Here is a 16,583-nt window from a genome sequence, read left to right on the forward strand (position 1 = left end):
GCCGATTGCGTTGTTCGAACAGATGTTCGATCATGGGTGGCGTGACTAACACCGATGTAGTTATCGCGGTCTGTAGCCGCAACCGGATTCCATGAAGCAAGATGGAAAGAACACCCAGCCGCAGGCTGGAGAAGCTGCGAAGGATGCCGTGACCACTGCCGTCTCGCCCGTGCCCGTCATGACTAGTGCGGATGCCGCGCTCCTCGAAGTCGAGGTCCACGCGAACGTGCTCGCCCTCATTGAGGCGTACACCAAGGCCGTGGGTACCTCGATGCCGTGGGCGACTCTGCTGGCTGCCGCCAGCGCCACGCCGCTAGGTCACGAGTTGCTGTCGATTCGGGTCGCACCGGGAATCCGTGTCACGAGTGTGGTGCGTGACGCCGTCAGCGACTTGCTGTCCCTTGGCCTCGTAGAGACCGGACCTGCCGGCCTGCACATCACTGACAGCGGATGTGACATGGTCCGCGGCTGGAACGGCGAATACCGTAGGCGCCTGGAGGCGGCGGAGACCCTCTTGCGGTCTCCGATGGACCTGATCCCCGGCGCTTGAGCTGGCGTTGAGCGACCCGACGGCGGGCTACTCCGACGCGGACCTGGAGCAGCACTCACGCGGTGGTCAGAGCACGCCGTCGCTGGACGACGTGCGCAGTCCCTTTCAGCACGATGTTGATCGGATCCTGTACTGCAATGAGTTCCGCGCTCTCGCTGGCAAGACCCAGGTAGTTGCAGCCGATCAGCTGGGTGGCTATCACAATCGGCTGACGCACAGCCTCAAGGTTGCGCAGCTTGGAAGGCGGCTCGCGGTCCTGCTCACGGATCGAGCCGGCGCTGACGCGGTTGGTCCGGACCCTGACCTGCTTGAGGCAGCTTGCCTCATTCATGACATCGGGCACCCGCCATTCGGTCACATCGGCGAGCACAGCCTGTGCGCGACTGTGGATGAGTTGCGTTCGACCGAGTCCGACCAGGCACGGACCGAGGGTTCCAGGGCAACGCGCAGAATCTACGGATCGCTAGCTACCTTGCCGCCCGCTCCGGAGGACGAGACCAGCGGGGCCTCCACCTCACGAGAGCAACCCTGGACGCCGCCACCAAGTACCCGTGGCGCCGAGGCTCTGGCGATAGGGAAGCCTCCTACGCCGGTGAGCACTGGGGATGCTATGAGCCGGAGGCGACCACGGTTGAGTGGATCCTCCAGGGGGACGTACAGGAGCCGCCGGCGACGAAGCAGGACAAGCAGCCTCGACCTGTCGAGGAAGAGATCATGGACTGGGCGGATGAGGTGACCTACGCCTGCCACGACGTCGAGGACTTTTACCGGGCGGGCTTGATCCCGCTCGACCAGATCTTCACCCTGCCTCTCGACAACCCACGTCGACAGGAGCAGTGGCCGTATGAAACTGAGCAGTTCCTGCGCTACCTAGAGGCGAAGCACAGCAAGAAGCACCCCGGCGTCGAGTTCGATCCTGCCCCAGTCCGTGTTCACATTCGTGAGATCGCCAACCTGCTCCTACCGGCTGGGCCTTATGCCGGTGACTTCATCGCGAAGCAGACGACCGCCGCCGCCACGAGCAGGCTGCTAACGCACTTCGTTTCGGGCGCCTCGTTGGAGGCCGTAGGAGATGGCCCTCTGACTAGGTACAACGCGCGCCTCGCCGTGCCGGACGATCGGAGAGAGAAGGTCAGCGTTCTCACCAGCCTGATCAAGTGCTACGTCATCGATCGTCCCGGCCTGGCGGGCCAGCAGCGCGGCCAGCAGCGGATCGTGAGCGATCTGACGACGTGGGTGGCGCACGAGCCGACGCGACTGCTGCCGCCCGATCGACGCGAGGAGTTCGAGGTGCACGACGATGCAATCAGGAGCGCTGCCGACTACGTCAGTTCGATGACGGAGGCCCAGGCGCTCCTCCTTCACCGCCGCATGTCGGGCGTCGACTACGGGCAGATCACCGACCTGCTCTAGTCCGCCCCGAGGACCAACGGAACGCTGGCGCCGTTGCAAGGAGCCCTCGTCCTCGCCGTCGCACCAGCCGCCTACGCCGCCGACCACAGCATGACGACGAAGGGTCACTTCGAAGGGGTCGAGGACCCATACGGGAGCATGTGGTTCAACGAACGCGGTGACTCCCGTCACCCTCTGCGACAGCGACGCCGACGGCGACGGCGAGAAGCCGATCCTGCACGTGGCCCTGGGCGACCCGTACAACGTCGAGGAGTACACCCTCTCCGTCGGCGGCGACGGCCGCTGCATCCACGTGAACGCGGGCAGGGGCAGCGCGTACAACCGGCCCGAGAACGCCGACGTCGGGTCCCTCGTCTGCAATTACCCCGACGGCTACTGCAGCCCCGCCACCTGGCACAACGACCACTGACGGGCGCTGAAGAACGCTGACCGGGACGCGGGTCACATACCCCGGCTGCGTACGCTGAGGCAGTGCCCAGCCCGCTCGCCCCGCGCTACTGGGGCGCGCACCTGCTGGCGCTCGTCCTCGTGGGAATCGCCGTCGCCCTGGGCTTCTGGCAGTACGACGCCTGGCAGGCGCACCGCGCCGCCGAGGCGGTCGACCTGACCCGCGCCGAGCCGGTGCCGCTCGCCGAGGTGATGGGCCCGGACGACCCGTTCCCCGGCACGAAGATCGGCCAGCCGGTGACGGTCAGCGGCACGTGGGTGCCCGAGGGCACCGTCCAGGTCTCCGGCCGGATGCGCGCGGGCGAGGAGGGCTACTGGGTCGTCACGCCGCTCACGGTCGACGGCACGGACGGTGCGGCCCTCCCGATCGTCCGCGGCTGGGTGGCCGACCCGGCCGACGCACCGGCGCCCCCGACCGGGACTGCCGAGCTCGATGCCTGGCTCCAGCCCCCCGAGGGCACCGGCGACGTCGACGACGACCCCACCGACGACGTACTCCCCCAGCTGCGCATCGCCGACCTGATCCAGCACGTCGACCAGGACCTCTACGGCGCGTACGGCGTGGCCCAGTCGCCCGGGGACGGGCTCGAGGCGGCCAGCGTCGACCAGCTCCCGGAGGTGGGCACGTTCACGGGCGTGCGCAACTTGCTCTACGCGATCGAGTGGTGGTTCTTCGGCCTCTTCGCCGCGTTCATCTGGTGGCGCTGGGTGACGGAGACGACAGCCAGGACACCCGTGGTCGAGGACGACGCGGAGCCCGCCCCGACCGATCCGTAGGCTGGGGTCGTGAAGCTGTTCAACGTCTACCGTGTGCTGGCGCTCGTCGTCGGCGTGCTCCTCGCCTTCTGCGCCCTGGTCGCCGCGCCGCTGAAGTACCTCACCGAGGACGGCAGCGACCTCCAGCAGTTCGGTGAGCAGGCCAGCATCATGTGGCTGCTCCACGGCTGGATCTTCATGGTGTACGTCGTGGTCGCGTTCCTGCTGGCCCGACGGGCGCGCTGGACGGTCGGCTTCACGCTGCTGATGCTCGTGGCCGGCCTCGTGCCGCTCCTGATCTTCTGGGTCGAGCGCCGGGTCGCGCAGAAGGTGCGCGCCGAGAACCCCGAGCTCGTGGGATCCTCCCCAGTGTGACGACTGCGTTCGTGCTCGGGGGCGGCGGCGTCCTCGGCGCGGTCGAGGTGGGGATGCTGCGCGCGCTCTTCGAGCGCGACATCACCCCCGACCTCGTGCTCGGCACCAGCGTCGGCGCCCTCAACGGCGCGCTGGTGGCGCGACAGCCGGACGCCTCGGTCATCGAGAAGCTGACCGAGCTGTGGCACGGCGCCGGCGGCTCCGGCGGCGACGTGTACGGCGACCCCAACAAGCTGCGGACGGTCCGCCGGGCCGTCGCGTACGGCACGCACCTGTGGTCGGCGAAGCCGCTTCGCCAGGCGCTCGACGACGAGTTCGGCGACGTGACCTTCGAGGAGCTGCCGGTCCGGTTCCAGGTCTGTGCCGCCAGCATCGAGCGGGCCGCCGAGCACTGGTTCGACTCCGGGCGCGTCGTGGACGCGGTCGTCGCCAGCGCCGCCGTGCCCGGGCTGTTGCCGCCGGCGAAGGTCGGCGACGAGCACTTCCTCGACGGCGGCATCGTGAACTCGATCCCGCTCGCCCGGGCCGTCCAGCTCGGTGCGACCCGGGTCTTCGTGCTCCAGGTCGGGCGGATCGACCGGCCGCTGACGGTGCCGCGCCGGCCGTGGGAGGTGGCGCGGGTGTCGTTCGAGATCGCGCGGCGGCACCGCTTCAACCGCGAGCTCGAGGAGCTGCCCGCGAGCGTCGAGGCGCACGTCCTGCCGGCGCGCGGCACGTCGACCAAGGACGACACCCTGCTGGGCACGCGCGACCACGCCGGCGTGCAGGAGCGGATCGACCTGACCTACGAGGCGACCGCGGCGTACCTCGACGAGCACCTGGCCGGCGACCCGTGATCTGGGTGCTGCGCCGCTGCGTGATCGCCCCGGCCGTGGTCGCGCTGGCGGCGCTCATCTGGTTCACGCTGCCGTTCTGGCTGATCGGCGCGGCCGCCGTCTCGCCGATCGTGCCCGGGCGACTGCGGCCGCTGCGCATCATGTGGGTCGCGATCGTCTACATCACCTGCGAGGCGCTGCTGCTGGTGGTCATGTTCGGGCTCTGGATCTCGTCCGGCTTCGGCTGGCGGGTGCGCACGCCGTACTTCGAGGGCATCCACTACGACCTGGTGCAGGGCACGATGTGGGTCTTCTTCCACGAGGCGCGGCGGGTGCTGCGGCTGCGGATCGAGTCCGAGGGCCCGACGCCGACGGCCCACCCCGGGCGGCCGATCCTGGTCTGCTGCCGGCACGCGGGCCCCGGCGACTCGTTCGTGCTCATCCACACGCTGATGGCGTGGTACGGCCGCGAGCCGCGCGTGGTGCTCAAGGACACGCTCGCGTGGGACCCCGCGATCTCCGTGCTCCTCAACCGGATCCCGGCCCGCTTCATCACGCCGAACCCCGGCGAGGGCGCCAACCTCGAGACCCAGCTCGCCGAGCTCGCCACGGGGCTCGACGAGAACGACGCGTTCGTGATCTTCCCGGAGGGCGGCAACTTCACGCCGGCGCGCCGGCAGCGGGCGATCGACCGGCTGCGCCGGCTCGGGATGGAGCGGATGGCGCGACGGGCGGAGGAGATGATCCACGTGCTCGCACCGCGGCCGGGTGGCTTCATCGCCGCGCTCGACGCGGCGCCGGACGCGGACGTCGTGCTCGTCGCGCACACGGGGCTCGACCACATGCTGACCGTCGGCGACGTGTGGCGGGAGCTGCCGATGGACAAGCGCATCATCATGCGCTGGTGGCAGGTCCCGCGGGCCGAGATCCCGGCCGGCCGGGAGGAGCGGATCGAGTGGCTCTTCGCCTGGTGGGAGCGGATCGACGACTGGATCAACGAGAACCGGCCGGCGGATCTCCCCACCGGCCGGTCCTGAGTCTGGGCCCTACTTCGAGCTGTCGTCGACGTCGACGACCTCGGACGGGTCGTCGGGCGTGGTCACCGGGCGGGGACTCTCGGCCTGGTCGGCGAGCGCCTCGTCGGGCGATGCACCACCTCGGTCGTCGTCGGCGCGCGGAGCGGGCGCCGGCGTCGGCGTGTACGACGACTGCCAGTTGTCGCTCTCCTTGCCACCCCGGACCTTGGAGAGGACGAAGGCGGCCGCCGCGGCGAGCCCGGTGAGGAGCAGCAGCTTGCGGACCTTGCCGCCCTTCTTCTTCTGGGGCTCGGCGACGTCGGCGACCTTCTCGGCGGCGGCCTCGGCGGCCACGGCCGCCTTCTCGGCGGCGATGCTCGCGCTGCTGGCGATGCGCTCGGCCGCGACGGCGGCACCGGCGGCGATCTTGGGACCCGCCTTGTCGCGGGCATCGGCGATGACCGGCGCGGCCTTGTCGCGAACGTCGGCGAGGACGGGTGCGGCCTTCTCCCGCGCCGTCGCGACGGCCGACTCGAGCTGTGGCTTGACCTGCTCGACGTACTCGTTGACCGTGTCGCTGGCCTGGTCGAGGAGCGACTTCTTCTTCCGCAGACCCATGGGGCTTCCTCTCGTCGTGTCCCTGGCTCATTCGATCATGTCACCGACTGCCCAGCCAGTGGGCCGGGCAGCGGGCGGACGGCTTGCTGACCATGCGAGGATCGGACGGCACGACCAGCACCGCGCTACGTCCGTGGTGTACCCAACGAGGCACGGACCGACACCGAGAGGCAGTCATGGCTGACCAGCAGGCCATTCTCAAGACCAACCGGGGCGACATCACGCTCAACCTGTTCCCCGACCACGCGCCGCAGACTGTGGAGAACTTCGTCGGGCTCGCGCAGGGGACCAAGGAGTACGACGCCGGCACCGACCGGAAGGGTCCCTTCTACGACGGCCTGACCTTCCACCGCGTGATCGAGGGCTTCATGATCCAGGGCGGGTGCCCGCTGGGCACCGGCACCGGCGGCCCGGGCTACACCTTCAAGGACGAGCCCCACCCCGAGCTCACCTTCGACAAGCCCTACCTGCTCGCGATGGCCAACGCCGGCCCGGGCACCAACGGGTCGCAGTTCTTCATCACCGTCGGCGCGACGACGTGGCTGAACTTCAAGCACACGATCTTCGGCGAGGCGGCCGACCAGGCCTCGCGTGACGTCGTCGACGCGATCGCGACGACCCAGACGGGCCCGGGCGACCGGCCGGTCGAGCCGGTCGTCATCGAGTCCGTCGAGATCGTCGGCGCCTGACCCACTCACACGCACGATGACCGATCAACCGGCCCCCGCCGGGGTGCCGACCTGCTACCGACACCCCGGCCGGGAGTCGCACATCCGCTGCCAGCGGTGCGACCGCCCGATCTGCCCCGACTGCATGCGTGACGCCTCCGTGGGCTTCCAGTGCCCCGAGTGCGTGAACACCGGCCGCAAGGAGACCCGCAGCGGGCGCACGGCGTACGGCGGCCTCCGCCCGACCAATGCGTCGGTGACCTCCGGCGTGCTGATCGGCATCAACGCCGTCATCTGGCTGGCGATCATGGTCACCGGCGGGTCGGGCAGCTGGCTCGTCGACCTCCTGGCGCTGCGGCCCAACGGGGTCTGCGACCTCGAGAACGGCTTCCTCAACACGGTCGTCAGCGAGGCGACGTGCACCTCCGGAGGCGCCCAGTGGCTGCCCGGCGTCGCCGACGGCGCCTGGTGGCAGCTCGTGACGTCGGGCTTCACGCACGTCACCATCACCCACATCGCGTTCAACATGCTCGCGCTCTGGATGATCGGTCCTCAGCTCGAGATGGTGCTCGGCCGGGTGCGCTTCCTCGCGCTCTACCTGCTGTCGCTGCTCGCCGGGTCCACCGTGGTCCTCTGGGCGGCCGGCGAGTACCAGCTCACCCTCGGCGCGTCGGGGGCCATCTACGGCCTCTTCGGCGCGATGGTCATCGTCGCCCGCCGGGTCGGCGGCGACATGCGTGCCCTGTGGGGGCTGATCCTCGTCAACGTGCTCATCACGTTCGTGGTCCCCAACATCTCCTGGCAGGGCCACTTGGGCGGTTTCGTCGGCGGCGTCCTCGCCACGGGCATCCTCGTGTACGCGCCACGACGGCACCGCACGGCGTACCAGATCGCCGGCCTGGTCGCCCTCCTCGCGGTGCTCGCCGTCGCCACGGTCGCCCGCGTCTCTCAGCTGTCCTGAGGGCGGCCCTTCCGCGTCGAGGCACCGTGGATGGCCCCCACAACACTGTTATGGGGGCCATCACGTGTGCCTCGACGACCGCGGGGCGCTAGGCCCGCGAGTCCACAGGTGTGGAATCACCTGTGGAGAACTACACCCGTGTAGTTCTCCACAGCAGTTATCCCCAATGTGGACAAATGAGTGACGCCGGCCGGTCCCTGAGGACCGACCGGCGTCATCACCACCGCTGGCGCGTCTCCGCTCACTCCCACCGCGTGGCGAAGGTGAAGCCGACGGCCATGAAGCCGATGCCGACCATCAGGTTCTTCTGGTTGAGGTCGTCGAAGACCGGGATGCTGCTGAGGTCGTCGCTGAAGACGTAGTACGTGCAGATCCAGATCAGGCCGAGCAGGAAGCAGCCGAGCATGCCGACGACGACGCCGCGTCCACGGCCGAGGGGCGTGGACGGGTGGGCCGAGATGATCAGGCCGAGGAAGAACAGCCCGAAGCCGATCAGGTAGTTCCAGTCGCCGAGGTCGCTCATGAACGCGGGCGAGCCGTCGTCGTTCGCGGGGAACGCCGTCGGGTCGAACACGATGTAGTAGTAGGCGATCCACGCGATGCCGAGGAGCATCAGGACCAGCGCGACGATGAAGCGCTTCGACAGCACCGGGCCCCGGGGCGGGGCGAGGGGGTCGTGGACCTTCGGCTTGGACACAGGTGCTCCTGGTTGGTTCGGTTGGACTCCGGGATACCTTAGTCGTCGTGAGCGCCGGATCCCACGCGAGGCCCTCCGGGTCCGCCGACCCGGGCTCCGAGCGACCCCCGGAGGAGCCGAGCCGGCGACCCCGCCGGTGGCGCCTGGGTACGCCGCTGGTCGTGCTGGCCTGCGGCGCGCTCTTCGTGGTGAGCGCCGCCAACAGCGAGGGCACCGACCTGCGGCCGGGCCGCTACACCGACCTCGCCGCCCTGGTGGACGACGAGGCCGACAGCTACGCCGCGCTGCGCGACCGGGTCGCGAACCTCGACGCGGAGGTCACCCAGCTCAGCGCTGACCTCAGCGACGACAAGGTCAACCGCTTCCAGCGCCGGATCGAGAAGCTGCGCGATCCCGCGGGCCTCGAGCCGCGCCGGGGGCCGGGCGTGACCGTGGTGCTCTCGGACGCGCCCGAGGACGTCATCAACTCGACGACCGGCGACGTCAACCCGCTGCTCGTGCACCAGCAGGACATCCAGGCCGCCGTCAACGCGCTCTGGAAGGGCGGTGCCAGCGCCGTCACGGTCCAGGGCCAGCGCGTGGTCTCGACCACGGGCATCCGCTGCGAGGGCAACTCCGTGCAGCTCCAGGGCGTGCCCTACCCGCAGCCCTACGTCATCCAGGCGGTGGGCGACCAGGAGTCGCTGGTCTCCGCCATCGAGCACGACTCCTACCTGCAGGCCTACCGCGAGGACGCCGCCGACCCCGGGATCTCCGTCGGCTGGCAGCTGGACCTCGAGAACAGCGTGACCGCGCCCGGGTACGACGGCCTCACCGACATCAACTACGCGACGCCGCTGCGCACCGGCACCGGCTGAGCGGGCCGGTCAGGGCCGGCGGCGCAGCACGGGCGGGGTGACCGTCGGCGTCTCGGTCGGCGCCTCGGTCGCCGGGGGCGTCGGTGTCGGGGTCTCGGTCGGCAGGCCGACGTACGTCGAGACCACGATCGTGACCGTCGACCCGGCGGACGGCGTCTCGCCGGCGCGGGGGCTCTGGTCGAGGACCGTGCCCGCGGGCTCGGTGGTGTCGTCGGACTCGATCACCCGCGGCTCGAAGCCGGCGTTGCGGATCGCGGTCTCGGCCTGCGCCTGCTGCCTGCCGACGACGTCCGGCACCTTCTCCCGGCCGTCGGACCAGAAGACGACGATCGTGGTGCCCTCGGCCACGCTCTGGCCCTGCGAGGGCTCGGTCCGCGTGACCGTGTTGCGCTCCTCGTCGGACTCCTCCTCCTCGAGCCGGACCTCGAAGCCCTGCTCGACGAGCGCGGCCTGCGCCTCGTCCTTGGGCTGCCCGATGACGAACGGCACCTCGACCTGCGGCTTGCCGAGCGAGATCGTGAGGTCGACGGGACTGTCCGGGTCGAGGTACTCCGCCGGGTCCGGGGACTGCGTGATCACCCGGCCGGTGCGCACGTCGCTGCTGGTCTCCCGCTGGATCGAACCGACCGCGAGGCCGGCGTCGCCGATCAGTGCCCGCGCCTGGTCCTCGGTCTTGTTGATGAGGTTGGGCACCGCGACCTGCTCCGGCGCCTGCTCGAAGAGCCGGGGCAGCAGGTACGCCGCGCCGGCGATGAGCACGATCAGCAGCAGCCCCAGGGCGATGAGCAACCCGGTGCGGCCGCGCGGCTCCTCCTCGTCGTACGCCGGCTGCGGCGCGACGACCGCGGTGGCGGCGGTCGGCGCCGGGTCGGGCGCCACCGGCGGCGGGACCTGGGCCTGTACCGGCCGGCCGGCGAGGTAGCGCTCGATGTCGCTGCGCATCGCCGCGGCGGACTGGTAGCGGTCCTCGAGCCGCTTGGCGAGGGCCTTGAGCACGATCGCGTCGACCTCGGCCGGGAGCTCGGTGTCGTGGTCGGACGGCGGCATGGCCGGCTCACGGACGTGCTGGTAGGCGACCGCGACCGGGCTGTCGCCGACGAACGGCGGGCGGCCGGTGAGCAGCTCGTAGAGCAGGCAGCCGGCGGAGTAGACGTCGGAGCGGGAGTCGACGGTCTCGCCGCGGGCCTGCTCGGGGGAGAGGTACTGCGCTGTGCCGACGACGGCCGCGGTCTGGGTCATCGTCGAGGCCGCGTCGCTGACCGCGCGGGCGATGCCGAAGTCCATCACCTTCACGTCGCCGCTCGGCGTCAGCATCACGTTGCCGGGCTTGATGTCGCGGTGGATGATCCCCGCGCGGTGGCTGTAGTCGAGCGCGGACAGCACGCCGCTGGTGATCTCGAGCGCACGCTCGGGCAGGATCTTGCGCCCCTCGCGGAGGATGTCGCGCAGCGTGCGGCCCGCGACGTACTCCATGACGATGTAGGGCTGCGAGATTCCGGAGCCGTCGGACGCCTGCTCCTCGCCCGTGTCGTAGACGGCGACGATCGCCGGGTGGTTGAGCGACGCGGCCGACTGCGCCTCGCGGCGGAACCGCGCCTGGAAGGTGGCATCGCTGGCGAGGTCCGTGCGCAGCCGCTTCACGGCGACGACGCGGCCGAGCCGGGTGTCGGTGCCCTTGCGGACCTCGGCCATCCCGCCGCGGCCGAGCAGCTCGCCGAGCTCGTAGCGCCCGCCGATCAGGACCGGCTGTTGGTTGTTCACGATGACCTTGCCTTAGCTGCTCGGGGATGCGGTGTCGGTCGGCGACGGGGTGGTGGTGTCGGTGGGGGTGGGCGACTCGGTCGGCTCCGGCTCCGGCTCGGGGAGTGGGCCCCAGACGCCGAGCGTGACGGTGTCGCCGGCCTCGAGGGCGCCGGTCGGGTTGACGCTCGTGACGTCGCCCTCGATCTGGTCGCCGGGGTTGTCGACCCGCTCGGTGACGACCCGGAGGCCGAGGTCGGCGAGCTCGCGCTGCACGTCGCCGACCGGGCGACCGACGTAGTCCCCCTCCTCGATGCGCACGGTGGTGTCCTCCTCGGTCGGCGTCGGTGACTCGGGTGGGGACGACGTCGTCTCGGTGGGGGACGGCCGGTTGGTCGGCTCGTCGGTCGGGTCGTCGTCGCTGTCGCCCTGGGTGAGGAGCAGCACGACGACCGCGACGATCGCCGCCAGCGCGATCACCGCGACGACCGGCCACACCCAGGAGCGACTGCGCTTCTCGGGCTGCGGGGCGGGGGTGCGCGCCGCGGCGGGGGTCGGCGCGAGGACCTGGGTCGACGTCGGGTCGGCCACGGGAGCGGCCGCCGGCACCACGCGCGTGGCCTCGGTGGCCGGGTTGCGCAGCGCGTGGGCCAGGGCGCGTCCGTCGGCGAACCGCTGCGCCGGGTCCTTGGCCAGCGCACGGCGTACGACGGCGGCCAGGTCGGCCGGCACCGACGGCGGCAGCTCGGGGACCGGCTCGCGCAGGTGGGCGAGCGCCGTCGCGACCGCGGTCTCCCCGACGAACGGCCGCCGACCCACGAGGCACTCGAAGGCGACGACGCCGAGGGAGTAGACGTCGGAGGCGGGCGTGGCGGACTGGCCCTGCGCCTGCTCGGGCGAGAGGTACTGCGGGGTGCCCATCACCTCTCCGGTGCCGGTCAGGCCGACGCCCTCGGCCGCGCGCGCGATCCCGAAGTCGGTGATCTTGACCTGCCGGTCGGGCGTGACCAGGAGGTTCGCGGGCTTCACGTCGCGGTGCACGATGCCGGCCGCGTGGGCGGCGCCGAGCCCGTCGGCCGCCTGGGCGAGCAGCTCGCGGGTGGCGCGCGGGTCCATGGGTACGTCGGGCCGCAGCAGCGCCGAGAGCGGCTGCCCGTCGACGAGCTCCATGACCAGGTACGGCCGCCGGGTGCGCGAGCCGTCGGTCATGTTGGCCTCGCCGAAGTCGTAGACCGTGGCGATGTTGGGGTGGTGCAGCGAGGCGGCGTGCTGGGCCTCGGTCTCGAAGCGGATGCGGAAGGTCGCGTCGTCGGCGTACTCCGCCTTGAGCAGCTTGACCGCCACCTGCCGGTCGAGCACGGTGTCGGTCGCCCGCCACACCTCGCCCATGCCGCCGGTCGCGAGCCGGCCGTCGAGCCGGTAGCGCCGGGAGTCGTCGGCGAACCCCTGTCCTGGGCCGGGTCCTGTGGTCACCGGATCACCGCCTCCATCACGGCCTTGGCGATCGGGCCGCCGAGCAGCCCGCCCGCGATCTCGTCGCGCGGGATGTCGGACTTCTGGATCATCACGGCCACGGCGACCTCGGGGTTGTCGGCGGGCGCGAACGACACGAACCAGGCGTACGGCGAGCGCTCGGACTGGCCGGTCTGGGCGGTGCCGGTCTTGCCGGCGACGTCGATGCCGGGGATCGCGGCCGGCGACGCCGTGCCGTTGTCGACCGTGGAGACCATCAGCTTGGTGACCTCGTTGGCGGCCGTCGCCGACACGGCCTGCGAGAACTCCTCCGGCTCGGTCTTGTCGAGCACGTTGAGGTCGGCGGCCTGCTCCTCGTCGACGAGGTAGGGCTTCATCACCGTGCCGTCGTTGGCGATGCCGGCCGCGACCATCGCCATCTGCAGCGGCGTCGCGGACACGTCGAACTGCCCGAAGCCGGTCATGCCGAGCTGCGCCTCGTCGACGCCCTCCGGGAACTGCGAGATCGCCTGCGGCGACAGGTCGTCGAAGTAGTGCTGGTTGAACCCGAAGCCCTCGGCGGTCTTCTCCATGTCCTCGGCCCCGACCTCACCGGCGATCTGGGCGAAGCTGGTGTTGCAGGACTGCTCCATCGCCTGGGTGAACGGGATCTTGCTGCCGTTGGAGCCGCAGGAGCGGCCCTCGTTGTCGATCTCGCCGGTCGGGCCCTGCGTCAGCGGCAGCTGGTACGTCACGCCGCCGGGGACCTCGGAGTCGGCGGTGTAGAGCCCCTTGTCGATCGCCGCGGCCGCGGTCAGGATCTTGAACGTCGAGCCGGGAGGCAGTCGGGTCTGGATCCCGCGGTTGAGCAGCGGCTCGCGGGGGTCCTCGTTGAGCTGCTGCGACTTCTTCGTCACCGCGCCGAGGTCGTGGGAAGCGAGCTGGTTGGGGTCGTAGGTCGGCAGCGACGCCATCGCGAGCACCTTGCCGGTGCCGGGCTCGAGCGCGACCACGGCACCCTCGATGTCGCCGCCGAGCGACTTGAGCCCGTCGTACGCCGCCTGCTGTGCGTCGGGGTTGATCGTCAGCCCGACGTTGCCGCCCTGGGCCGCCTTGCCGCTGAGCAGGTCGAGCAGGTTGGTGACGAACAGCCGCGGGTCGTCGCCGGAGAGCACGCCGTTGCGGCTCTGCTCGATGCCGGTGGCGCCGAAGTAGGAGAAGTAGCCCGTGACCGGCGCGTAGACGAACGGCTTCGGGTAGGTGCGCTGGAACTTGTACTCGTCGTCGGACTCGACGCTCTCCGCGACCGGGGTGCGGCCGACCAGGATCGCGCCGCGCTCCTGGGAGTACGACGCGACCTGGACCCGCCGGTTGCGCGCGTCGTCGTTGAGGGCGCCGGCCTTCCAGTACTGCAGGTAGGTCACGTTGACCATCAGCGCCAGGAAGAGGAGCAGGCAGAAGATCGAGACGGTGCGGATGGGCTTGTTCACGGCAGTCCTCCCAGTCGCACGACCTGGGTCGCGTCCTCGCTGAACGCGGCGGTGTCGTCGGAGACGGTCGGCAGCGGTCGGCGGGCCTGGTCCGAGATGCGCAGCAGCAGCGCGACGATGACCCAGTTGGCGATCAGCGACGAGCCGCCGTACGCGAGGAACGGCGTGGTCAGGCCGGTGATCGGGATCAGCCCGGTGACGCCGCCGGCGACCACGAACACCTGGAGCGCGATCGCGCTGCCGAGGCCGGTGGCGATGAGCTTGCCGAAGCCGTCGCGACAGATCAGCGCGGTGCGCAGCGCCCGCTCGACGATGAGGCCGTACATCATGAGCACCGCGATCAGCGCGGTCAGCCCGAGCTCCTCGCCGATCGAGGCCAGGATGAAGTCGGACTCGGCGAACGGCACCCGGTCGGGGTCGCCGTTGCCGAAGCCGCGACCGATGAGGCCGCCCCAGCCGAGGCCGAACTTCGCCTCGACCGGCTGGAAGCTCTCACCGGTGTCGTAGAAGTCGAACGGGTTCAGCCAGATGTCGAAGCGCTCGCGGACGTGGGCGAAGAGGAAGTACGCGAGCGCCGCGCCGCCGACGAAGAGCAGGCCGCCGACGACGAGCCAGCCGGGTCGCTCGGTCGCGACGTACAGCATGATCAGGAAGAGGCCGAAGAACAGCAGGCTCGAGCCCAGGTCGCGCTGGAAGACCAGGATGCCCAGGCTGACCAGCCACATCACGAGGATCGGCCCGAGGTCGCGGCCGCGGGGCAGGTCGACGAAGAGCACGCGGCGGCCGGCGAGCGCGAGCGCGTCGCGGTGGAGCACGAGGTAGCCGGCGATCGCGATGACCAGCAGCACCTTGGCGACCTCGCCCGGCTGGAAGCTGAACGGGCCGAGCCGGATCCAGATCCGCGCGCCGTAGACGGTGCGGCCGAGGCCGGGCAGCAGCGGGAGCAGCAGCAGCACGATCGCGGCGAGGCCGCTGGTGTAGGTGAAGCGCTGGAGCACGCGGTGGTCGCGGACGGCCAGCAGCGTCACGACGAAGAGGACGACGCCGAGCGTCATCCACGTCAGCTGCTGCTGGGCGAACTCGTGGAACCGCCCGTCCTCCTCGCGCGCGAGGTCGATCCGGTGGATGACGGCGAGGCCGAGGCCGTTGAGGGCCGCGACGACCGGCAGCAGGACCGGGTCGGCGTACGGCGCGACGATGCGGATCACGACGTGCGCGCCGATGACCAGGGCGGCGAGCCAGGCGCCGTACCCGAACAGGTCGGCGGGGACCTCCTCCTCGACGCCGATGCCGACGGCGGCGTAGGCGCCCACGCCGACGAGCAGCGCGAGGATGAGGAGGAAGAGCTCCGCGCCCCGCCGGCGGCGGTGCACGAACCCGAGGAGCGACGACGACTGGGCCACGCTCAGCCCCCCGCCGGGCTCTCGTCGGTGGTCTCCTGGTTGTCGGCCAGGTTCTGCACGGTCTGCCGGGCGTCGTCGAGGTCGTCGACGTTGATGCCCTCCTCGACCTTGCCGGCGTCGAAGTCGGACAGACCGTCGGTGGTGAGGTCGGTGGTCTCGTAGGGCTCGGACAGGTCGAAGCCGCCGACCGACGCGTTGACGCCGCGGAAGATGACGACCGAGCCGTCCTGCTCGCCGACGTAGTACTGCTGCTGCGACCACGACCAGAGGACGGCGACGCCGATCCAGCCCAGGCCGACGACGGCCGCGGTGGCGAACACGCGCCGGGCCCACACGTAGCGGCGCGGCTCGCGGGGCGCGTAGCGCGCCTCCTCGGGGTCGATCGGGTCCGCGGTGATCGCGTACGGCACCTCGTCGGGCAGGTCGGCCCGGATCGGGTCGAGCTCGCCGGTGTCGCCGGAGCGGTGCCCGCGGAAGAGCCCGCCGGTGCGGCCGCGCTGGACCCGGCGGTCCGCGGCGGCACCCACCACGAGCGGCTCGCCGGGCGCCGGCTCGTCGTCGGTCGCGTCGAGGACGTCGGCGACCACGCACGTGACGTTGTCGGTGCTGCCGGCCTCGAGGCTGGCGCGGACCAGCTCGATCGCGGCGTACTCGGGACTGCCCGTCGAGAGGATGTCGGCGAGCCGCCCGTCGTCGAGCGCGCCGCTCGCGCCGTCGCTGCACACCAGCAGCCGGTCGCCGGCGGCGATCTCGAGCACGTGGAGGTCGGGCTCGCTGTCGCTGACCGCGTCGATCGCGCGCAGGATCAGGTTGCGGTGCGGGTGGACCTTCGCCTCGGCCTCGGTGATGCGGCCCTCGTCGATGAGGGTCTGCACGAACGTGTGGTCGGTGGTGAGCCGGCGGATGGTGCCGTCGCGGTAGAGGTAGGCCCGGCTGTCGCCGACGTGGCCGACGCCGATGCGGGTCCCGTCGAACGCGAGCAGGGACGCGGTGGTGCTGGTGCCGCTGAGCCCGGGGTCCTCGTCGACGAGCTCGACGAGGCGGTCGTGGGCGCGGTGCACGGCGCCGCCGATCCGGCCGAGCAGGTCGTCGGCGGAGTCGCTGGTCGGTGGCTCGTCGAGGCGGCGCAGCTGGGCGATCGCGGTCGCCGAGGCGAGGTCGCCGCGGACCGCGCCGCCGACGCCGTCGCACACGGCGAGCAGCCAGGGTCCGGCGTACCCGGAGTCCTGGTTGTCGCGGCGCACCCGCCCGACGTCGGAGACGGCGCCGTAGTCGAGCCGGAAGCGAGGGCCCGGCTGCCCGGTCGGCTGGTCGGTCATCCGCAG

Annotated in this window: 19 protein-coding genes; 11 read left to right on the forward strand and 8 right to left on the reverse strand. The window is 71.0% G+C overall.

Translation table 11 applies throughout. The annotated features are described in order from the left end of the window. Positions 1 to 148 precede the first annotated feature (148 nt). Complete coding sequence (locus ACFQQI_RS15130; protein ID WP_378564858.1) at positions 149 to 550, forward strand: hypothetical protein; 402 nt, start codon at positions 149 to 151, stop codon at positions 548 to 550. A 55-nt stretch (positions 551 to 605) separates the two neighbouring features. Here the strand turns inward: ACFQQI_RS15130 and ACFQQI_RS15135 are convergent, their stop codons facing one another. Then, positions 606 to 920 (reverse strand): hypothetical protein, encoded by a 315-nt coding sequence (locus ACFQQI_RS15135; protein ID WP_378565585.1) that lies wholly within the window; start codon positions 918 to 920, stop codon positions 606 to 608. Between ACFQQI_RS15135 and ACFQQI_RS15140 the strand changes: the two genes are divergently transcribed. The 7 genes from ACFQQI_RS15140 to ACFQQI_RS15170 all read left to right on the forward strand — a co-directional run bounded on the left by ACFQQI_RS15140 (position 807) and on the right by ACFQQI_RS15170 (position 5,393). Continuing rightward, a complete protein-coding gene (locus ACFQQI_RS15140; RefSeq protein ID WP_378565573.1) occupies positions 807 to 1,286 on the forward strand; it encodes an HD domain-containing protein in 480 nt (159 codons plus the stop codon). The genes ACFQQI_RS15135 and ACFQQI_RS15140 overlap by 114 nt on opposite strands. Then, on the forward strand, positions 1,265 to 1,963 hold the full coding sequence (locus tag ACFQQI_RS15145) for a hypothetical protein (RefSeq protein ID WP_378564861.1): 699 nt from the start codon (positions 1,265 to 1,267) through the stop codon (positions 1,961 to 1,963). The genes ACFQQI_RS15140 and ACFQQI_RS15145 overlap by 22 nt, the downstream gene beginning before the upstream one ends. 157 nt (positions 1,964 to 2,120) lie before the next feature. Further along, complete coding sequence (locus tag ACFQQI_RS15150; protein WP_378564864.1) at positions 2,121 to 2,372, forward strand: hypothetical protein; 252 nt, start codon at positions 2,121 to 2,123, stop codon at positions 2,370 to 2,372. 62 nt (positions 2,373 to 2,434) lie between these two features. Next, positions 2,435 to 3,187, forward strand: a complete 753-nt coding sequence (locus ACFQQI_RS15155; RefSeq protein WP_378564867.1) for an SURF1 family protein — start codon at positions 2,435 to 2,437, stop codon at positions 3,185 to 3,187. A gap of 9 nt (positions 3,188 to 3,196) precedes the next feature. After that, a complete protein-coding gene (locus ACFQQI_RS15160; RefSeq protein WP_378564870.1) occupies positions 3,197 to 3,541 on the forward strand; it encodes a DUF3817 domain-containing protein in 345 nt (114 codons plus the stop codon). Further along, positions 3,538 to 4,377 (forward strand): patatin-like phospholipase family protein, encoded by an 840-nt coding sequence (locus ACFQQI_RS15165; RefSeq protein WP_378564873.1) that lies wholly within the window; start codon positions 3,538 to 3,540, stop codon positions 4,375 to 4,377. The genes ACFQQI_RS15160 and ACFQQI_RS15165 overlap by 4 nt, the downstream gene beginning before the upstream one ends. Continuing rightward, a complete protein-coding gene (locus tag ACFQQI_RS15170; protein ID WP_378564876.1) occupies positions 4,374 to 5,393 on the forward strand; it encodes a 1-acyl-sn-glycerol-3-phosphate acyltransferase in 1,020 nt (339 codons plus the stop codon). Before ACFQQI_RS15165 ends, ACFQQI_RS15170 begins: the two co-directional genes overlap by 4 nt. Before the next feature lie 9 nt (positions 5,394 to 5,402). Here ACFQQI_RS15170 and ACFQQI_RS15175 read toward each other — a convergent pair whose 3' ends face one another. Beyond that, positions 5,403 to 5,990 carry a hypothetical protein gene (locus ACFQQI_RS15175; protein WP_378564879.1) on the reverse strand — a complete coding sequence of 196 codons (588 nt, stop codon included), beginning with the start codon at positions 5,988 to 5,990 and terminating at the stop codon, positions 5,403 to 5,405. Positions 5,991 to 6,166: 176 nt separating this feature from the next. Here ACFQQI_RS15175 and ACFQQI_RS15180 point away from each other — a divergent pair, with 176 nt between their 5' ends. Then, positions 6,167 to 6,679, forward strand: coding sequence for a peptidylprolyl isomerase (locus ACFQQI_RS15180; RefSeq protein WP_378564882.1), 513 nt, complete (start codon positions 6,167 to 6,169; stop codon positions 6,677 to 6,679). A gap of 16 nt (positions 6,680 to 6,695) precedes the next feature. After that, positions 6,696 to 7,619 (forward strand): rhomboid family intramembrane serine protease, encoded by a 924-nt coding sequence (locus ACFQQI_RS15185; RefSeq protein WP_378564885.1) that lies wholly within the window; start codon positions 6,696 to 6,698, stop codon positions 7,617 to 7,619. Between the two features lie 241 nt (positions 7,620 to 7,860). Here ACFQQI_RS15185 and ACFQQI_RS15190 read toward each other — a convergent pair whose 3' ends face one another. Then, positions 7,861 to 8,316, reverse strand: a complete 456-nt coding sequence (locus tag ACFQQI_RS15190) for a cell division protein CrgA (protein WP_378564888.1) — start codon at positions 8,314 to 8,316, stop codon at positions 7,861 to 7,863. A gap of 47 nt (positions 8,317 to 8,363) precedes the next feature. Here ACFQQI_RS15190 and ACFQQI_RS15195 point away from each other — a divergent pair, with 47 nt between their 5' ends. After that, the gene (locus tag ACFQQI_RS15195; RefSeq protein ID WP_378564891.1) at positions 8,364 to 9,173 is read left to right on the forward strand and encodes a DUF881 domain-containing protein; all 810 of its coding nucleotides are present in this window, start codon (positions 8,364 to 8,366) and stop codon (positions 9,171 to 9,173) included. A 9-nt stretch (positions 9,174 to 9,182) separates the two neighbouring features. Here ACFQQI_RS15195 and pknB read toward each other — a convergent pair whose 3' ends face one another. Genes pknB through ACFQQI_RS15220 form a run of 5 tightly spaced genes read right to left on the reverse strand, consistent with a single transcriptional unit; the run spans position 9,183 to position 16,577 of the window. Then, the gene (gene pknB / locus ACFQQI_RS15200; protein WP_378564894.1) at positions 9,183 to 10,934 is read right to left on the reverse strand and encodes a Stk1 family PASTA domain-containing Ser/Thr kinase; all 1,752 of its coding nucleotides are present in this window, start codon (positions 10,932 to 10,934) and stop codon (positions 9,183 to 9,185) included. A gap of 12 nt (positions 10,935 to 10,946) precedes the next feature. Next, positions 10,947 to 12,386 (reverse strand): protein kinase, encoded by a 1,440-nt coding sequence (locus ACFQQI_RS15205; RefSeq protein ID WP_378564897.1) that lies wholly within the window; start codon positions 12,384 to 12,386, stop codon positions 10,947 to 10,949. Next, on the reverse strand, positions 12,383 to 13,855 hold the full coding sequence (locus tag ACFQQI_RS15210; protein ID WP_378564900.1) for a peptidoglycan D,D-transpeptidase FtsI family protein: 1,473 nt from the start codon (positions 13,853 to 13,855) through the stop codon (positions 12,383 to 12,385). Before ACFQQI_RS15210 ends, ACFQQI_RS15205 begins: the two co-directional genes overlap by 4 nt. Further along, positions 13,852 to 15,264, reverse strand: a complete 1,413-nt coding sequence (locus ACFQQI_RS15215; RefSeq protein WP_378565576.1) for an FtsW/RodA/SpoVE family cell cycle protein — start codon at positions 15,262 to 15,264, stop codon at positions 13,852 to 13,854. The genes ACFQQI_RS15210 and ACFQQI_RS15215 overlap by 4 nt, the downstream gene beginning before the upstream one ends. Continuing rightward, positions 15,261 to 16,577: a PP2C family protein-serine/threonine phosphatase gene (locus tag ACFQQI_RS15220; protein WP_378564903.1), complete on the reverse strand. Its 1,317-nt coding sequence runs from the start codon at positions 16,575 to 16,577 to the stop codon at positions 15,261 to 15,263. Before ACFQQI_RS15220 ends, ACFQQI_RS15215 begins: the two co-directional genes overlap by 4 nt. Positions 16,578 to 16,583 lie beyond the last annotated feature (6 nt).

Origin of the sequence: Nocardioides sp. GCM10030259 (assembly GCF_042666375.1) — a bacterium.
Taxonomy (GTDB): domain Bacteria; phylum Actinomycetota; class Actinomycetes; order Propionibacteriales; family Nocardioidaceae; genus Nocardioides.